Genomic DNA, 15,863 nt, shown 5'->3' with positions numbered 1-15,863 from the left:
GTAAGAGGTGAAGCGAGATGAATGGTCTTATTTTTACAGTAATGATTAGCTTTGGTTTACCGCTTATTGCACTTTTATATGCTGTTTGGAAGAAACGCTATATTCCATATATGTTAGGGGTATTGGCTTTTGTTGTATCACAAATATTGATTCGTATACCAATACTGAATTATATAAATGGAACTAGCACAGATTTTCAAATGTTTTCTGTTATGCAGCCTGTCCTATTTGCGCTTTTGTTTAGTTTATCAGCTGGAATTTTTGAAGAGGTAGCTCGTTTTATCGCCATGCGCTATTTTATGAAACAACGAGATTGGCAGTCTGGTTTTTTATTTGGGGCAGGACATGGTGGTATTGAGGCAGTGTTAATAGTTGGCATCCCAGTAATATCCCTATTATTTTCACAAACAGTCATTCAAAATGGTGACAGTTACTATTTCGGCGGCATTGAGCGTATTTTTGCGATGGTATTACATGTTGGGCTTTCCTTCATTGTATTACAAGCTGTCGTCCAAAAAAAATTTCGTTATGTTGTATATGCAATTCTCATCCATGGGGCTGCAAATGCAATAGCGGGCATTATATCACTTTATGTACCAGGAAAAAGCGGGATCATTATATCAGAAATTTCAATAGCAATTTGTGCGTTACTCGTTTTTAGTTATAGTTTCATTTTAAAAAGAAAGGGTGTATGAAAATGAGAAAAATGTTACTTATTATTATAAGTGCTATCGCGGCGTTCGCGCTCGCGGCATGTACCGGTAATAAAGTAGATGAAAGTACGTCAAAAAAGTTTATTCCAAAGGCGGAAGAAATTGTATCATTATTAAATGAGGCAAAGTATAAAGACGTGCGTGAAAAATTTGATAGTAAAATGAAAGCTGCATTGTCAGAAGAAAAGATGAAAGATCTTACACCTATAATAGAGAAAGCTGGTACATTCGAAAAAATTGAAAAACAATCGATTGAAGAAAAAGATGGCTTATATACTGTTATTCTTGTAGCAAAATATAGTAAAGAACAACGGACATTCATTATAACTTATAATGATAAAGAAGAAATAGCAGGTTTAGTTATTAAATAAAAAACAGATACAGTGGAAGTTTCCGCTGTATCTGTTTTTTATGATTTAACCAAATTATGGTTATTTGTGCTAATATGAACTTATAGCTATATAGAAGGAGTGAGTTAGTATGAAAACTGAACTAGTTCCTAAAAAGAAGTACAGTATAATAAGCTACATATGTTTACTCATCGGTATTTTATGTTTTCTGTTCGTTTTTATAACGCCAACAAGGATAGCGAATGCAGGTAATATAGTGGGAGATTATATTACAGTTGCCCTGACAGTTGCAGGTATCATACTTTCTATCATTACAATGACGAAAAAAACAGAGAAGAAGGGGATTGCTATTCTTTCATTCATACTGTCCTCATCATTTTTTATATTTTGGATCATCGCAATTATCTTATTGTTTACTGGTCAAATTAGTTTTGCGCCGTAATATGCAATAAAAAGAGTCCTTCTCGTATGAAGGACTCTTTTTATTCGGTATCTTCAGGTTGATATTCTAAAATATCCCCAGGTTGGCATTCTAATGCTTTACAAATGGCTTCTAAAGTTGAAAACCGAACTGCTTTTGCTTTTCCGTTTTTCAAAATAGAAAGGTTAGCCATTGTAATTCCAACCTTCTCCGAAAGCTCTGTTACACTCATTTTTCTTTTCGCTAACATTACATCAATATTAATAATAATTGCCATATTATTCACCTCAGACCGTTAAATCATTTTCTGATTTTATATCTATCGCATCTTTTAATAGTCTTTGGAGAACGGCAGCAAAGACCGCGATTACCATTGAAGCAAAAATCATAATCATTCCAATAATAATGCCAGGGGCGTCATCTCTCTCTGCCACAAGATAGAAAAGTGGCATACCTAATACATATAATACACTAATTGCTAGTGCGCTGTACTTAATATTTTTTAAGGCTTTAACAGATAGTTCTGAGAATGCATTGTTCTTATCAATATAGTTTAAAAGCTTAAATGTTTGGTACAAAGCAAAATAATAAGGTATTGCTGTTGCGTATAAGTTGATAAATACAAGATATTTAATATATGCAATATCAGGATATAGTTCAGCAGCGAAGTTTCCTATTTTAGGAACTAAAAAAATGCACATAGCAAGAACAGGGATACCCATCAGAATCACAGCTGTCTTTAGGAAGAGTGTTGATCCTTGTTTCATAAAAAGCACCTCATTTATTTAATATCTTATTAATTTACCACGAAATTTATTGTTAAACAATAAATTTTTATTTAATTCGATTGGGGATTTATTGTTTAACAAGTTAATAATGAAAAATCTTCTTTATAAGATAGATGAACTATACCGAGATGTAATGAATAAGAAAGTTACTATTGTTAGCTTTAGAAAAATTGGGAACTAATAAAACATATGTAGGCAGTCAGAATTTTGTATGTAAATGAATGTGAAACTAATGGAGGCGCAATCATGTTTGTATTGGGTTTAAAGATGAAGAAGTTACTGTTAGTAGGAACGATCACACTAAGTATGTTATGTACTGAAAGTATGATGGATGATCATACGGTGGAAGCGAAAGTGAAAAAAGTAGAACGTCAACCGAAAAATGTAATCATAATGGTTATGGACGGAACGAGTTCTTCAGCAACTACATTAGCTCGCTTGTATAAAGGGAAACCACTTGCATTAGATGAAATTGTAACAGGAGGAGTTCGTACATATTCGGCGGAATCAGCTATAACAGACTCAGCTCCAGCAGCTACAGCTTTAGCGACGGGGAATAAATCGAATTCTGGATATGTAGGGGTATTACCTACTATTGTGAGTTCACCTGGCTTAAAATCAATAAAAGAAGAGGATAAGTTACGTCCAGTTGCCAATGTTTTAGAAGGTGCGAAACGTACTGGTCGCGCAACTGGAATTGTTGCTACAGCTGAAATTCAGCATGCTACTCCCGCTGGATTCTCTGCTCACCATGTAAACCGCAAGCATTTTGACGTAATTGCGGAGCAACAAGTGTATCAAAATATAGATGTCGTATTAGGCGGGGGAAAAGCGGCACTGCTACCTATAAAAAGAAAAGATGGTGAAGATTTAGTAAAGGTGATTCAAAACAAAGAATACGACTTTGTTGAAACGAAAAATGAATTATTGAACTCTAAATCTAATAAAATTTGGGGCTCTTTCTCACATAATGCCTTAGCGTTTGATATGGATCGTGAAGCAACAAATCCGGAGCAACCAACACTTTCGCAAATGACGGAAAAAGCAATTCAAACGTTATCAAAAGATAAAGATGGGTTCTTTTTATTTGTGGAAGGAAGTAAGCCAGATTGGGCTGCACATGTGAATGATCCAATTGGGATGATTAGTGATGTATTGGCATTTGATAATGCAGTTGCAGAAGCATTAAGATTTGCAAAAAAAGATGGTAATACGATGCTAATAGCCGTAGCGGACCATGGTAACAGCGGTATTTCTATTGGCAATATGAATACGACAAAAGGTTATAATACTACGCCGGTCTCTACATATATTGATCCGTTGAAAAAAGCGAAAATGACACTTGAAGGGACTATCAATAATTTGAAATCTGATATATCCAATGTAGAAGAGGTAGCTAAATTATACGGGTTGGACAATTTAACTTATGATGAAAAAGAAAGGTTAAAAGTGGTTAAAAAGAAAATAGATGTAGGTCCAATTTTCACTACATTATTGGCTAACCGTGCGAACATAGGCTTCACAACAGGAGGGCATACTGGTGAGGATGTATTTTTATATTCATACGGTCCTCAAAAGCCAGTTGGTTTGATTCAAAACACGGACGTTGCAAAGACAATGGCGAAAGCGATGGGCTTTAATTTAGAAGAAGTAACAAACAAATTATTTGTAGAGAGTGAATTAGCCTTTAAGCAGAATGGTGCAACTGTAACAGTAGATAATACTGATGCAGTAAATCCTGTGCTCATAGTAAAACGTAATAATGTAACAGCTCAATTATTTGTTAACAAAAATATAATTCGTATTAAGAATAAAGATTATGAATTAGGAAGTGTTGTTGTAGAAAGCAATGGTAAATTCTATGTACCAGAAGAAGCAAGTCGTTTATTCATGAAGCATTCTCGTTAAAAAAACGCCAATTCCTTAGCTACTACTTAGGAATTGGCATTTTTGTGTAGATGAGATTTCACTTGAAAAAAGAGGAAAGAGAACCACAAATTCTAGAGTGAACTTCCTGTAAATTCACCTATTTATGTTTTTCATCCTAGAAAAAATATTTCTCAACATTTTAGTACTTTAAAAAGATTGAATATTCGTATTATAACGAATATTATATTGCTATCGGCAAAAATCGATAATTTGCAGACACTGGGGAGGAAATACATTGAAAAAGAAAAAGAAATTAAAACCTTTAGCGGTATTAACAACAGCAGCAGTGCTAAGTAGTACGTTTGCTTTTGGAAGTCATGCAGCGTATGCTGATACGCCACCATCTCTACCAATTGATGAACATTTAATACCAGAGGAACGCTTGGCAGAAGCGCTGAAGCAACGGGGAGTAATCGATCAATCTGCATCACAAGTTGAGACATCAAAGGCTGTCGAAAAATATGTTGAGAAAAAGAAAGGGGAAAACCCTGGAAAAGAAATCTTGACAGGAGATAATCTTACGCAAGAAGCTTCAGATTTTATGAAAAAAGTAAAAGATGCAAAAATGAAGGAAAATGAACAGGCGCAGCAACCCGAAGTAGGATCAGTAGCTGGGCAAGGTCTAGGATTGAACCCAGGAAAATTAAATGGAAAAGTACCGACTACACCAGCGAAGCAAGCTGAGTACAATGGGGCTGTTCGAAAAGATAAAGTACTTGTATTACTCGTAGAATTTAGCGATTTTAAGCATAATAATATTGATCAAGAACCGGGTTATATGTATTCTAAGGACTTTAATCGTGAACATTATCAAAAAATGCTATTTGGTGATGAGCCATTTACGTTATTTGATGGATCGAAGATTAATACATTTAAACAATATTATGAAGAACAATCTGGCGGAAGCTACACAGTTGATGGAACTGTAACGGAATGGCTTACTGTTCCAGGAAAAGCGTCAGATTACGGTGCTGATGCGGGAACTGGCCATGATAACAAGGGACCTTTAGGACCAAAAGATCTTGTGAAAGAAGCATTAAAAGCAGCGGTAGCAAAAGGTATCAATTTAGCAGATTATGACCAATTTGATCAATACGATCAAGATGGTGATGGAAATAAAAATGAGCCAGATGGAATTATTGATCATTTAATGGTAGTACATGCAGGCGTGGGTCAAGAAGCTGGCGGTGGTAAATTGAAAGATGATGCAATTTGGTCTCATCGTTCAAAACTAGGGTCGAAGCCATATGCGATTGATGGTACAAAATCTTCTGTTTCGAACTGGGGCGGAAAGATGGCTGCATACGATTATACAATCGAGCCTGAAGACGGAGCGGTTGGTGTGTTTGCACATGAGTATGGTCATGATTTAGGCTTACCAGATGAATATGATACAAAGTATTCAGGACAAGGTGAACCAGTTGAATCATGGTCTATAATGAGCGGCGGTAGCTGGGCAGGAAAAATTGCAGGTACAGAGCCAACAAGTTTCTCACCGCAAAATAAAGAGTTTTTCCAAAAAAATATGAAGGGGAACTGGGCGAATATTGTTGAGGTAGATTATGATAAACTTCGTACGGGAATCGGTACTGCAACATATTTAGATCAAAGTGTGACAAAATCAAAACGACCAGGAATCATTCGTGTTAACTTGCCAGACAAAGATATAAAAAATATTGAGTCAGCATTTGGTAAGAAGTTTTATTACAGCACGAAAGGAAATGACATTCATACAACACTTGAGACACCAGTATTTGACTTAACGACTGCAACGGATGCTAAGTTTGATTATAAAGCATTTTATGAACTGGAAGCGAAGTATGATTTCCTTGACGTATATGCGATTGCAGAAGATGGAACGAAGACACGCATTGATCGAATGGGTGAAAAAGATGTAAAAGGTGGTATAGATACAACGGATGGTAAGTGGGTTGATAAATCATATGATTTAAATCAATTCAAAGGAAAGAAAGTAAAACTGCAATTTGAGTATGTAACAGATATTGCAGTAGCATATAAAGGATTTGCGTTAGACAATGCAGCATTAACTGTAGATGGAAAAGTTGTTTTCTCTGATGACGCAGAAGGCCAGCCAGCAATGACATTAAAAGGATTTACTGTGTCTAACGGATTTGAACAGAAAAAACATAACTACTATATCGAGTGGCGTAATTACGCTGGGTCTGATACTGCATTACAATATGCACGTGGTCCAGTATTTAATACAGGAATGGTTGTATGGTATGCGGATCAAAGCTTTACAGATAACTGGGTAGGCGTTCATCCAGGTGAAGGGTTCCTTGGAGTAGTAGATTCTCATCCAGAGGCAATCGTAGGAACATTAAACGGACAACCTACTGTGAAGAGCAGTACACGTTATCAAATTGCCGATGCGGCATTCTCATTTGATCAAACGCCAGCATGGAAAGTAAATTCACCAACTCGCGGTATCTTTGACTATAAAGGATTACCAGGAGTTGCAAAATTTGATGATTCTAAGCAATACATCAACAGCGTTATTCCAGATGCGGGACGTAAGTTACCTAAACTAGGATTGAAGTTTGAAGTAGTAGGTCAAGCTGAAGACAAGTCTGCAGGTGCAGTTTGGATCCATCGATAAAATAAAAGGAAATGAAGAGGAGCTGCCATAAGCCGGTGAAACTGACTTATGGCAGCTCTTTTCTGCTTGTGAAAAAGTTTGTAGAAGTTCATTTTATAAATGAAATGCTCCATTTGTCCAATTATAGCGCTATTTTGGGAGTAAGTAATTTGTAAGTATTGAGTAAGAAAAAAGAGATTTTTATAGTATATAATATTTATTATATCTACTTTTAACACCTGATACTAATAGTATGCTATAATATGAATTAGCAACAAAAAGGAAAGGAATTAGAAAAATGACATTAGAAAATACTAAAAATTTAAAAAAACAAGTTGCTCCGTATGAAAAATCAACGATTAAAAAAAGTGTGTGGCAACTTATTAACACAGTCGTGCCATTTGTTATTTTATGGTACCTCGCTTATAAAAGTTTGTCTGTTTCTTATCTGTTAGCATTAGTTCCATCTTTGTTAGCTGCTGGTTTTATGACGCGAATTTTCATAATTTTTCATGATTGTACCCATTATTCATTCTTTAAAAGTCGAACTGCTAATAGAATAGTAGGGACATGTATGGGTGTGTTAACGTTATTCCCATTTGATCAATGGGGGCATGAGCATGCGATTCATCATGCTACAAGTGGTAATTTAGATAAGCGAGGTACAGGAGATATTTGGACGCTTACAGTCGATGAATATGTAGCTGCACCATTTAGACTTCGTTTAGCATATCGTTTATATCGCAATCCATTCGTTATGTTTGGATTAGGTCCGATTTATGTTTTCTTGCTTAAAAATAGATTTAACCGAAAAGGTGCAAGACAGAAAGAACGTATGAATACGTATTTGACGAATATTATTATCGTTGCTGTAGTAGCAATACTTTGCTGGGCAATAGGGTGGCAATCGTTTCTGTTCGTACACGGTACGATATTCTTAATAGCAGGTTCAGTAGGGATTTGGCTGTTTTACGTACAGCACACTTTTGAGGATTCTTATTTTGAAGAGGATAAAGATTGGGAATATGTAAAAGCGGCAGTAGAAGGAAGTTCATTTTATAAACTTCCAAAAATCTTGCAATTCTTAACTGGTAATATTGGATTCCATCATGTTCACCATTTAAGCCCAAGAGTACCTAATTATAAGCTAGAAGAGGCACACAATAATACGCTTCCGTTAAAAAATGTACCAACAATTACACTTGCTACAAGCTTACAATCACTACGTTTCCGTCTTTGGGATGAGAAAAGTAACAATTTTGTTAGCTTTAAAGATGTAAAAAATATAATTAAAAATAATGTTTCTGTTCGGGTGAAATCGGAATTATAATTTCATCGGCTATAAAACTCCCCTTAATCATTTTCGATTTAAGGGGAGTTTTTGTTATATATAACGGATATTGAGGACGTGGAATACTCATATGTAGGTATAAATTCAGGGGTACGGTAATCATATTATGTAAACAAGATAAAACATCATTATTTTTTATTATTGTGAAGGATATCATACATATATAATGGAAAGCAGAAGGTAGAGGAGAGTAATGATAAGAACAGAAACAACGTAATAAAATAATTCTTTCAAAAGGAAGGGACAGGAAAGATGTTGAAATTACAGCCCTTTCCGAACGGGAAAGCCCATCGCCTTTAGGCATGGGATGAAAGTGAGGTTGGATACGGAGTACCACTAAAAATCGCTAAGTTTGTGGTACTTTAAGTATCCAAAATATTGGTATCTTTTGTGGTGTAGTTTAAAAGTAAAACTGATACAATGTGAATATGATAAATGATTATAGAAGAACCAAAACAACTGTGTCATTAATTAACTACCATTTTGTGTTTTGCCCGCGATACAGAAGAAAGATTTTTCTTAACACAAAAGTAGAAGAACGTTTCAAAGAGTTGGTTCAAGAAATATGCGGAGAAATGGATGTTGCTATTGTCGCAATGGAATGCGACAAAGACCACGTTCATTTGTTCTTAAATACACTACCAACACTTAGTCCTGCTGACACAATGGCGAAAATTAAAGGAGTGACATCGAAGCGTTTGAGAGGAGAGTTTCCTCATCTTCAACACTTGCCAAGTCTATGGACACGTTCCTATTTTGTTTCTACTGCTGGAAATGTATCGACTGAGACAATTAAACAGTATGTTGAAAATCAAAAGACGAGGGGGTGAAAATTGTGTCACAAACAATCACAGTCAAAGTTAAATTGCTTCCAACAAAAGAACAAATTCAGTTATTGGAACAAAGTAGCTATGAGTATATCAAAGTCATTAATACACTTGTATCTGAAATGGCTGAAGCGAAGAAGAGCACTAAGAAAAGTACAAAAGATGTTGAAGCTAATCTTCCAAGCGCAGTGAAGAACCAAGCAATTAAAGACGCTAAAAGTGTGTTTTCTACAAAGGTGAAAAAAAGTAAATACAAAGTTATTCCGATTCTAAAGAGACCTGTTTGTGTATGGAACAATCAAAACTATTCGTTTGACTTCATGCACATTTCAGTTCCACTCATGGTAAATGGAAAATCAACTCGCTTAAAGGTTCGTGCTTTATTAACTGATAAATATAATCGCAATTTTAATTTGTTAACACACAAGTTAGGTACACTTCGTATCACGAAGAAATCTAATAAGTGGATTGCTCAAATATCTGTCACGATTCCTACAAATGAAAAAACAGGAACGAAGATTTTAGGGGTAGATTTAGGTCTTAAGGTCCCTGCGGTAGCCATCACAGACGATGATAAAGTTCGTTTCTTCGGCAATGGTAGACAAAACAAATATATGAAACGTAAGTTTCGTAGTGTTCGTAAGAAGTTAGGTGAAAATAAGAAATTAAATGCCATTCGACAACTTGATGATAAAGAACAAAGATGGATGCAAGACCAAGACCACAAAGTAAGTCGTGAAATCATTGACTTTGCAACCGATAATAACATTTCTGTTATTCGTTTAGAACAACTAACGAATATTAGACAGACGGCAAGAACAAGCCGTAAAAACGAGAAAAATCTACACACTTGGTCATTCTATCGTTTAGCACAGTTCATTGAATACAAAGCGAATTTAGTTGGTATTAAAGTAGAATATGTGAACCCTGCTTATACAAGTCAAACATGTCCGAAATGTTCTGAAAAGAACAAAGCACCAGACAGAAAATACAAGTGCCGATGTGGATTTGAGAAACATCGTGATATTGTTGGGGCGATGAATATTCGCTACGCAACTGTGATTGATGGTAACAGTCAATCAGCCTAAGATGCTATACGCACTGTCTTAGGAGGGGCAATGAGATGCCCTCATCTTGAAGTCTGTTCAAAACAGAAATGGACTGCGAACGTTTAGTCATTCAAGAATCCCACCCGTCAATTCGTAAGGATTAGGGCTTGCGACTTTAGTCGTGGGAGTCTCAATACAATACATAACTATATAGACATAGAAAATATGATTCTACGAAAAGGTGCTATTTCAGCTCAGAAAGATGAACGAGTCATTATTCCAATTAACATGAGAGATGGTTCAATTATTGCATTTGGTAAAGGTAATCCAGACTGGAACTTTTCTGGTCCGCACGGGGCAGGACGTATTATGAGTCGTAAGAAGGCTAAAGAATCATTGAGTCTAGAGGAATTTCAAAATACGATGACAGAGGTGTGGACTACATCAGTAGTAGAAAGCACAATTGATGAGGCACCAATGGTATATAAGCCAATGGGTGAAATTATCGAAAATACGAAAGAGACAATAGATATAAAGCATATTATTAAGCCATTATATAATTTTAAAGCGAATTAAAATGATAAAAGACCGCACATGAAGTGAAAGCCATGTGCGGTCTTTTATATAAGCAGGGTATTACATCGTCTCGCTAATTTTAGTCTCACTATTAGTGTTAGTAGAAATTCTTTTCTTAACTTTTAAGTGATAATAAGTGTAGCAAAAGATAATAAATGGTACAGTGCAATAGATTCCAAGTCGTTGTTCTGGGATAAAGATTAGACTGATTAATATAATGCCGTACAATCCAAAACCAAGTATTGGTACAAGTGGATAAAGTGGAGTTTTGAACTTTAAGTCTTCTAATTTTCCGCCGCCTGCTACATAATGTTTACGGAAAAAGAATTGAGAGACACAAATTGACATCCAAACAATGATTGTTATAACTCCAGAAATGGAAATTAGCCATAAGTAAACCGTTTCAGCAGCTACAACGCTTGTTAAAAGAGAAAAAGCAGAAATAGCAATTGTCATAATTAAAGCATTCAAAGGTATTCCTCGTGATGATAATTTCTTTAAAAAGGCTGGAGCCATTTCATTTTTGGATAATGACCAAAGCATGCGAGTTGCCGCGTATAGTCCTGAGTTTGCAACAGAAAGAACAGCAGTAAGAATAACAAAGTTCATAATATCAGCGGCATATGGAATACCGATATTATCAAATACAGCAACGAACGGACTTTTTGTTAATCCTGCTTCTTCCCAAGGAATTAAAGCAACGAGAACAAAGATTGCTAAGACGAAGAAAAACATCGTGCGCCATATAATATTTCTAATAGAACGAGGTAAAGTTTTTGCTGGATCTTCACTTTCACCTGCTGCGATTCCGACAAGTTCTGTACCTTGGAAGGAATAATTGACTGTAACCATTGTTAATAGAATAGCGGCAAGTCCATTTGGGAATAAACCACCATGATTTACGAAATTTGATAATAGCGGAGCTGGTTCGTCGCCTTTTAAATCGATAAAACCGAACATAGCGGCGCCGCCAAGAATAATAAAAGCGATAATGGCAGATACTTTTATACTTGAAAACCAAAATTCTGTTTCTGCATAACTACGAGCAGATAATGCGTTAATCGTGAAGATCGTAACGCCAAATAGTAAACACCAAACCCAAACAGGAATATCAGGAAACCAGCGCTGCATTGTAATGCCGGCAGTTGTAAATTCAAGGCCGGTTGTATTTGCCCAGCTTAACCAATACAACCATCCGATTGTAAAGCCAGTTGCAGGATTGATAAACTTAGTGGCATATTCCTGGAATGAACCTGAAACAGGCATGGCTACAGCAAGCTCACCAAGACATAGCATAACGAAATACATTAATAATCCACCGGCCATAAAGGCAAGTACGGATCCACCAGGTCCAGCTTGACTTATAATAAAGCCAGATCCGTTAAATAACCCCGTTCCAATCACACCACCGAGTGCAATCATGAATAAGTGTCTACTTTTCATCGTACGTTTTAATTCATTGTTTGTATTATTTACTTGCGCCATTGTTTTCCTCACTTTCGTAGTTGATAGAATAAAGTTTGATGTTTTTCCGTATTATGGAATATATTCCGTGATGTGAAATCTTGTTATAATTTTCAGATAATTAAAAAGAAAAGTCAATATTTTTTTGTTTGCGCTTTCAAATTATTGTTCGCAGCATATTTTTATTTTTAGAAAATTGAATAAATGGATTGATTTCATTTCGGATTTTTGTTAAATTGATAGGTAATTGAGCGTACTAATATATTACAAGTGAAGTAGAGGTGAGTTATGGTACAGTCCATTGATCGAGCGATAAGTATTATAAAGTTATTAAATTCTACTAATGAAAAAGAGTATTGGGCCATTTCTGATATAGCGGACAGAACACATCTCCCAGTTAGTACAGTACATAGATTACTTAATTCTCTAATCGAGCATGGGCTAGTTATGCAAATTTCAGAAACGAAACAGTACAAAATTGGGCCCATGTGGATGGAAATAGGATTACGACAATTGGAGAAGGTAGACTACAGATCAGTCGCAAGAGAAGTAATGAAGCGATTGGCCTATGAGGTGGAAGAAAGTGTTTATTTGAACATTCCAAATGGAACACATTCTATTATCATTGAAAGAATGGATAGCCCTTTAAAAATTCGAGTTATTGATAATCTAGGGGAACAAATTCCTCTTTCAATTGGTGCCGCAAATAAAACGATGCTAGCCAATATGAAACAGAATGAAATGGAATATATTGTTGAGCAGCTACTTTCTGCTTTACCAGAACAAAAGCAAATTCTTCTTGAGCAAATAAACCAAATAAGAAACGAAGGATATGCTGTCAGTTATGGAGAAAAAACAGAAGGGACAGCTTCAGTAGCTGCACCTATTATCGGATTTAATCATAAAGTAGTAGGAGCATTAAGTGTTGGGTTAATTAGTCATCGCATTAATGATGATCGACTTTCTTTTCTTATTAGTAAGGTGAAACAAGCAGCTCATGAAATATCAATAAAAATCGGCAGTACATCAGAACTATAATTTTGATAACTGTCGTCATTTTTTATTCATATACTGGAATTGATTTTCATAATGCGGAAAAATAGGGGGATATATATGTCAAAGTGGCAATCAAAAGAACAATTGATTCAATTATTAAGCAGTCTTGTTGAAATTCCTAGTATTACAGGTACAGAAGCTGAAGTGATATTGCCAGACTTCGTTGTGGAACAATTATCTGATTTACAGTATTTCAAAGAAAATCCGCACCATTTGCAAAAAAATTCGACGGGGGACGGACGATATTTTGTTACAGCACTAGTAAAGAAAAGCGATCGTACAAAAAATACCGTAATTCTAGTAAGTCACTTTGATGTTGTAGATGTACAGGATTATGGAGTGTGGAAAGAAGATGCATTCAATCCTAAAAAGTTAACGTCTATGTTCTATGCTCATAAAGATGAGCTTCCAGACTATGTACGTGAAGATATAGAACAAGGAGAATGGTTGTTTGGTAGAGGAACAATGGACATGAAATGCGGTCTAGCTTTACAAATGGCAATGATTGAGCAAGCTTGCGAAGGAAAGTTTGATGGGAATGTTCTTTTATTGGCTGTACCAGATGAAGAAGTAAACTCGGTAGGGATGAGAGCTGCTATTCCAAGATTACTAGAATTAGCAAGAGAACATGATTTAGAGTATAAAACGGTACTAAATTCAGAGCCTATGTTTGCAAGACATCCTGGTGATCAAAAGAAATATATTTATACTGGTTCTATTGGTAAGGTGTTACCTGGTTTTCTTTGCTATGGTAAAGAAACACATGTAGGTGAACCTTTTGCAGGCTTAAATGGGAGTTATATGGCTTCATTAATAACAGCAGAATTAGAGTTAAATACAGACCTTTGTGATATTGTAGAAGGGGAAGCGAGTCCTCCGCCAACTAATTTACTTCAAAGGGACTTAAAGGAGGATTACTCTGTACAAATTCCGCATCGTGCAGTCACATTATTTAATTTGTTTTTATTAGAAAAGTCAATGACGGATGTCGTTTCATTGCTACGTCAAAAAGTAACGAAAGTAGCAGAGAAAATAGAAGAGAAATATGAAAAGCAAGCATATCGTTTTTCTAAATATAATCCGTTTATACCGCCTAATATGAAGGTGAATGTATTAACGTATGAAGAGCTTATCGCATATGCAATTGAACAACATGGGCAAGAGAAAATAAATGAAATTCAATCTAGCATTATAAAAAATAGAGAAGAGAAAGATGATCGTGCGGTAACCATTGATTTAGTAGATAAACTAGCTATTTTATGTAAAGAAAAGGCGCCGATGATTGTACTTTTCTTTGCTCCGCCATATTACCCAGCTGTAAGTTCACGCAATAATCCGTTAATTAAAGAAGTAGTTACAGAAATGGAAAAGTATGCAAACCTCAATCATAACATTACATTTGAAAACCAAAACTATTTTGGAGGAATTTCAGATTTGAGCTATGTGGGCTTACAAAATCCATTACATTCAATGAGTTCACTTGTAGACAATATGCCACTATGGGATAAAGGTTACTCAATTCCACTTCAGGAACTAGAAGAGTTTGATGTTCCAGTTTTAAATATGGGGCCGGTAGGAAAAGATGCACATCAATGGACTGAACGTCTAGATGTAAATTACGCATTTGAAACGCTATTAGATATGTTGCCGAAATGCATTGAAAAATTATTAGTTTCTAATAAAATTACACAAGCGTAGTAGGGAAGGGATAAGTGAAGTTATTTTAATATAATTAAAAACTAAAACAGCCAAACTCAAGTATATTCGAGTTTGGCTGTTTATCATGTAGTGCATTTCTAATTACATTCATGTGAATTTATAGTTTTACTTTTTCGTTTGACCAGATAGTTCGACAGACTTTTGTGTACAACGTTGCATAGCTGAAATGATGGCTGTTCGTAAGCCTTTTTCCTCTAAAGTTGCTACAGCTTCTATCGTTGTTCCGCCAGGAGAACAAACCATATCTTTCAATTCACCTGGATGTATTCCTGTTTCTAGTACCATTTTTGCAGAGCCTAATACTGCTTGAGCAGCGAATTTATATGCTTGATTTCTTGGCATGCCATCTAGTACAGCAGCATCTGCCATCGCTTCTATAATCATGTATACGTATGCTGGTGAAGAGCCACTTACAGATGTTACAACATCCATTAACTTTTCACTTACGATCTCTGATTGACCAAAACTATTGAAAATGTTTAGCACATCTTCTAAATCTTTTTCTGTCACCATTTCATTTGGGCATAATGCAGACATTCCTTCTCCAACAAGAGCAGGAGTATTAGGCATTACTCGTACAACTTTTAATTTTTTATTAAAGGCATTTTCAGTACTTTCAATACTTTTACCAGCAGCGATCGTAACGATGATAGCATCGTTTTTTATTACTTCTTTAATTTCGTTAATTACTAATGGGTATAAGTCTGGTTTAATTGATAAAATTAAAATATCAGCATTTTTAGCGACTTCATTGTTGTCGGTAGTTATAGTTATTCCGTACTTTTCACTAGCATTTTCTAAATTCGTCGTGTTTAAATCTGAACACATGATTTTATTTGAAGACACTATCTTTTTGTTTAGCATCCCGCCAATTATAGCCATCCCCATATTTCCGCATCCGATGAATCCAATTTGTTTATCCATAATAATTCAATCTTGCTCCTTTTTAATAAATTATATCATTTCGAAAGTATTATCTTAATATAACAATAACATCTCTGTGCAATATAAAGAAACATTC

General features: G+C 35.4%; 14 protein-coding genes and 1 pseudogene. 11 read left to right on the top strand and 4 right to left on the bottom strand.

All coding sequences use genetic code 11. The features are described from left to right. The first annotated feature begins 17 nt into the window (after positions 1–17). From MKY00_RS14730 to MKY00_RS14720, 3 genes are all read left to right on the top strand, one after another. Positions 18–695: a YhfC family glutamic-type intramembrane protease gene (locus tag MKY00_RS14730; protein ID WP_016717824.1), complete on the top strand. Its 678-nt coding sequence runs from the start codon at positions 18–20 to the stop codon at positions 693–695. A 2-nt stretch (positions 696–697) separates the two neighbouring features. Then, the gene (locus tag MKY00_RS14725; protein ID WP_001230585.1) at positions 698–1,084 is read left to right on the top strand and encodes a DUF3887 domain-containing protein; all 387 of its coding nucleotides are present in this window, start codon (positions 698–700) and stop codon (positions 1,082–1,084) included. A 109-nt stretch (positions 1,085–1,193) separates the two neighbouring features. Further along, positions 1,194–1,505, top strand: a complete 312-nt coding sequence (locus tag MKY00_RS14720) for a hypothetical protein (RefSeq protein WP_000845971.1) — start codon at positions 1,194–1,196, stop codon at positions 1,503–1,505. 40 nt (positions 1,506–1,545) lie between these two features. On the opposite strand, the gene MKY00_RS14715 is transcribed toward MKY00_RS14720, so the two are convergent. Beyond that, on the bottom strand, positions 1,546–1,761 hold the full coding sequence (locus MKY00_RS14715; protein WP_000974619.1) for a helix-turn-helix domain-containing protein: 216 nt from the start codon (positions 1,759–1,761) through the stop codon (positions 1,546–1,548). A gap of 10 nt (positions 1,762–1,771) precedes the next feature. Then, positions 1,772–2,251 carry a DUF2975 domain-containing protein gene (locus MKY00_RS14710; protein WP_016717823.1) on the bottom strand — a complete coding sequence of 160 codons (480 nt, stop codon included), beginning with the start codon at positions 2,249–2,251 and terminating at the stop codon, positions 1,772–1,774. A gap of 267 nt (positions 2,252–2,518) precedes the next feature. Between MKY00_RS14710 and MKY00_RS14705 the strand changes: the two genes are divergently transcribed. The 6 genes and pseudogenes from MKY00_RS14705 to MKY00_RS14680 form a co-directional block, all read left to right on the top strand. Then, positions 2,519–4,180, top strand: coding sequence for an alkaline phosphatase (locus tag MKY00_RS14705; RefSeq protein ID WP_016717822.1), 1,662 nt, complete (start codon positions 2,519–2,521; stop codon positions 4,178–4,180). 256 nt (positions 4,181–4,436) lie between these two features. After that, a complete protein-coding gene (locus MKY00_RS14700) occupies positions 4,437–6,821 on the top strand; it encodes an immune inhibitor A domain-containing protein (RefSeq protein WP_016717821.1) in 2,385 nt (794 codons plus the stop codon). Between the two features lie 277 nt (positions 6,822–7,098). Continuing rightward, the gene (locus MKY00_RS14695) at positions 7,099–8,130 is read left to right on the top strand and encodes a fatty acid desaturase (RefSeq protein ID WP_016717820.1); all 1,032 of its coding nucleotides are present in this window, start codon (positions 7,099–7,101) and stop codon (positions 8,128–8,130) included. A 449-nt stretch (positions 8,131–8,579) separates the two neighbouring features. After that, a complete protein-coding gene (gene tnpA, locus MKY00_RS14690; RefSeq protein WP_000606465.1) occupies positions 8,580–8,981 on the top strand; it encodes an IS200/IS605 family transposase in 402 nt (133 codons plus the stop codon). A 5-nt stretch (positions 8,982–8,986) separates the two neighbouring features. Beyond that, complete coding sequence (locus MKY00_RS14685) at positions 8,987–10,066, top strand: RNA-guided endonuclease TnpB family protein (RefSeq protein ID WP_016717819.1); 1,080 nt, start codon at positions 8,987–8,989, stop codon at positions 10,064–10,066. A gap of 156 nt (positions 10,067–10,222) precedes the next feature. Beyond that, positions 10,223–10,603, top strand: a pseudogene (locus MKY00_RS14680) (RtcB family protein); the annotation flags it as partial. 60 nt (positions 10,604–10,663) lie between these two features. On the opposite strand, the gene MKY00_RS14675 reads toward MKY00_RS14680, so the two are convergent. Then, positions 10,664–12,088 carry an amino acid permease gene (locus MKY00_RS14675; RefSeq protein ID WP_016717817.1) on the bottom strand — a complete coding sequence of 475 codons (1,425 nt, stop codon included), beginning with the start codon at positions 12,086–12,088 and terminating at the stop codon, positions 10,664–10,666. A 267-nt stretch (positions 12,089–12,355) separates the two neighbouring features. On the opposite strand from MKY00_RS14675, the gene MKY00_RS14670 reads away from it, so the two are divergent. Both MKY00_RS14670 and MKY00_RS14665 read left to right on the top strand, forming a co-directional pair. Beyond that, on the top strand, positions 12,356–13,105 hold the full coding sequence (locus tag MKY00_RS14670) for an IclR family transcriptional regulator (RefSeq protein WP_000250763.1): 750 nt from the start codon (positions 12,356–12,358) through the stop codon (positions 13,103–13,105). Between the two features lie 75 nt (positions 13,106–13,180). Then, positions 13,181–14,821 (top strand): M20/M25/M40 family metallo-hydrolase, encoded by a 1,641-nt coding sequence (locus MKY00_RS14665; protein ID WP_016717816.1) that lies wholly within the window; start codon positions 13,181–13,183, stop codon positions 14,819–14,821. Positions 14,822–14,947: 126 nt separating this feature from the next. Here MKY00_RS14665 and proC read toward each other — a convergent pair whose 3' ends face one another. Beyond that, positions 14,948–15,766, bottom strand: coding sequence for a pyrroline-5-carboxylate reductase (proC, locus tag MKY00_RS14660; RefSeq protein WP_000360707.1), 819 nt, complete (start codon positions 15,764–15,766; stop codon positions 14,948–14,950). Positions 15,767–15,863 lie beyond the last annotated feature (97 nt).

Source organism: Bacillus sp. FSL R9-9834, assembly GCF_038006905.1.
Classification (GTDB): domain Bacteria; phylum Bacillota; class Bacilli; order Bacillales; family Bacillaceae_G; genus Bacillus_A; species Bacillus_A pacificus.
This window is presented reverse-complemented; position numbering and strand designations above follow the sequence as displayed.

What these genes read in the sequence shown, in the direction of transcription:
- MKY00_RS14705 (WP_016717822.1), top strand. Translation starts at nt 2,519, where the DNA reads ATGTTTGTATTGGGTTTAAAGATGAAGAAGTTACTGTTAGTAGGAACG.
- proC (WP_000360707.1), bottom strand. Translation starts at nt 15,766, where the DNA reads ATGGATAAACAAATTGGATTCATCGGATGCGGAAATATGGGGATGGCT.
- MKY00_RS14715 (WP_000974619.1), bottom strand. Translation starts at nt 1,761, where the DNA reads ATGGCAATTATTATTAATATTGATGTAATGTTAGCGAAAAGAAAAATG.
- MKY00_RS14725 (WP_001230585.1), top strand. Translation starts at nt 698, where the DNA reads ATGAGAAAAATGTTACTTATTATTATAAGTGCTATCGCGGCGTTCGCG.
- MKY00_RS14670 (WP_000250763.1), top strand. Translation starts at nt 12,356, where the DNA reads ATGGTACAGTCCATTGATCGAGCGATAAGTATTATAAAGTTATTAAAT.
- MKY00_RS14695 (WP_016717820.1), top strand. Translation starts at nt 7,099, where the DNA reads ATGACATTAGAAAATACTAAAAATTTAAAAAAACAAGTTGCTCCGTAT.
- MKY00_RS14675 (WP_016717817.1), bottom strand. Translation starts at nt 12,088, where the DNA reads ATGGCGCAAGTAAATAATACAAACAATGAATTAAAACGTACGATGAAA.
- MKY00_RS14710 (WP_016717823.1), bottom strand. Translation starts at nt 2,251, where the DNA reads ATGAAACAAGGATCAACACTCTTCCTAAAGACAGCTGTGATTCTGATG.
- MKY00_RS14720 (WP_000845971.1), top strand. Translation starts at nt 1,194, where the DNA reads ATGAAAACTGAACTAGTTCCTAAAAAGAAGTACAGTATAATAAGCTAC.
- MKY00_RS14730 (WP_016717824.1), top strand. Translation starts at nt 18, where the DNA reads ATGAATGGTCTTATTTTTACAGTAATGATTAGCTTTGGTTTACCGCTT.
- tnpA (WP_000606465.1), top strand. Translation starts at nt 8,580, where the DNA reads ATGATAAATGATTATAGAAGAACCAAAACAACTGTGTCATTAATTAAC.
- MKY00_RS14665 (WP_016717816.1), top strand. Translation starts at nt 13,181, where the DNA reads ATGTCAAAGTGGCAATCAAAAGAACAATTGATTCAATTATTAAGCAGT.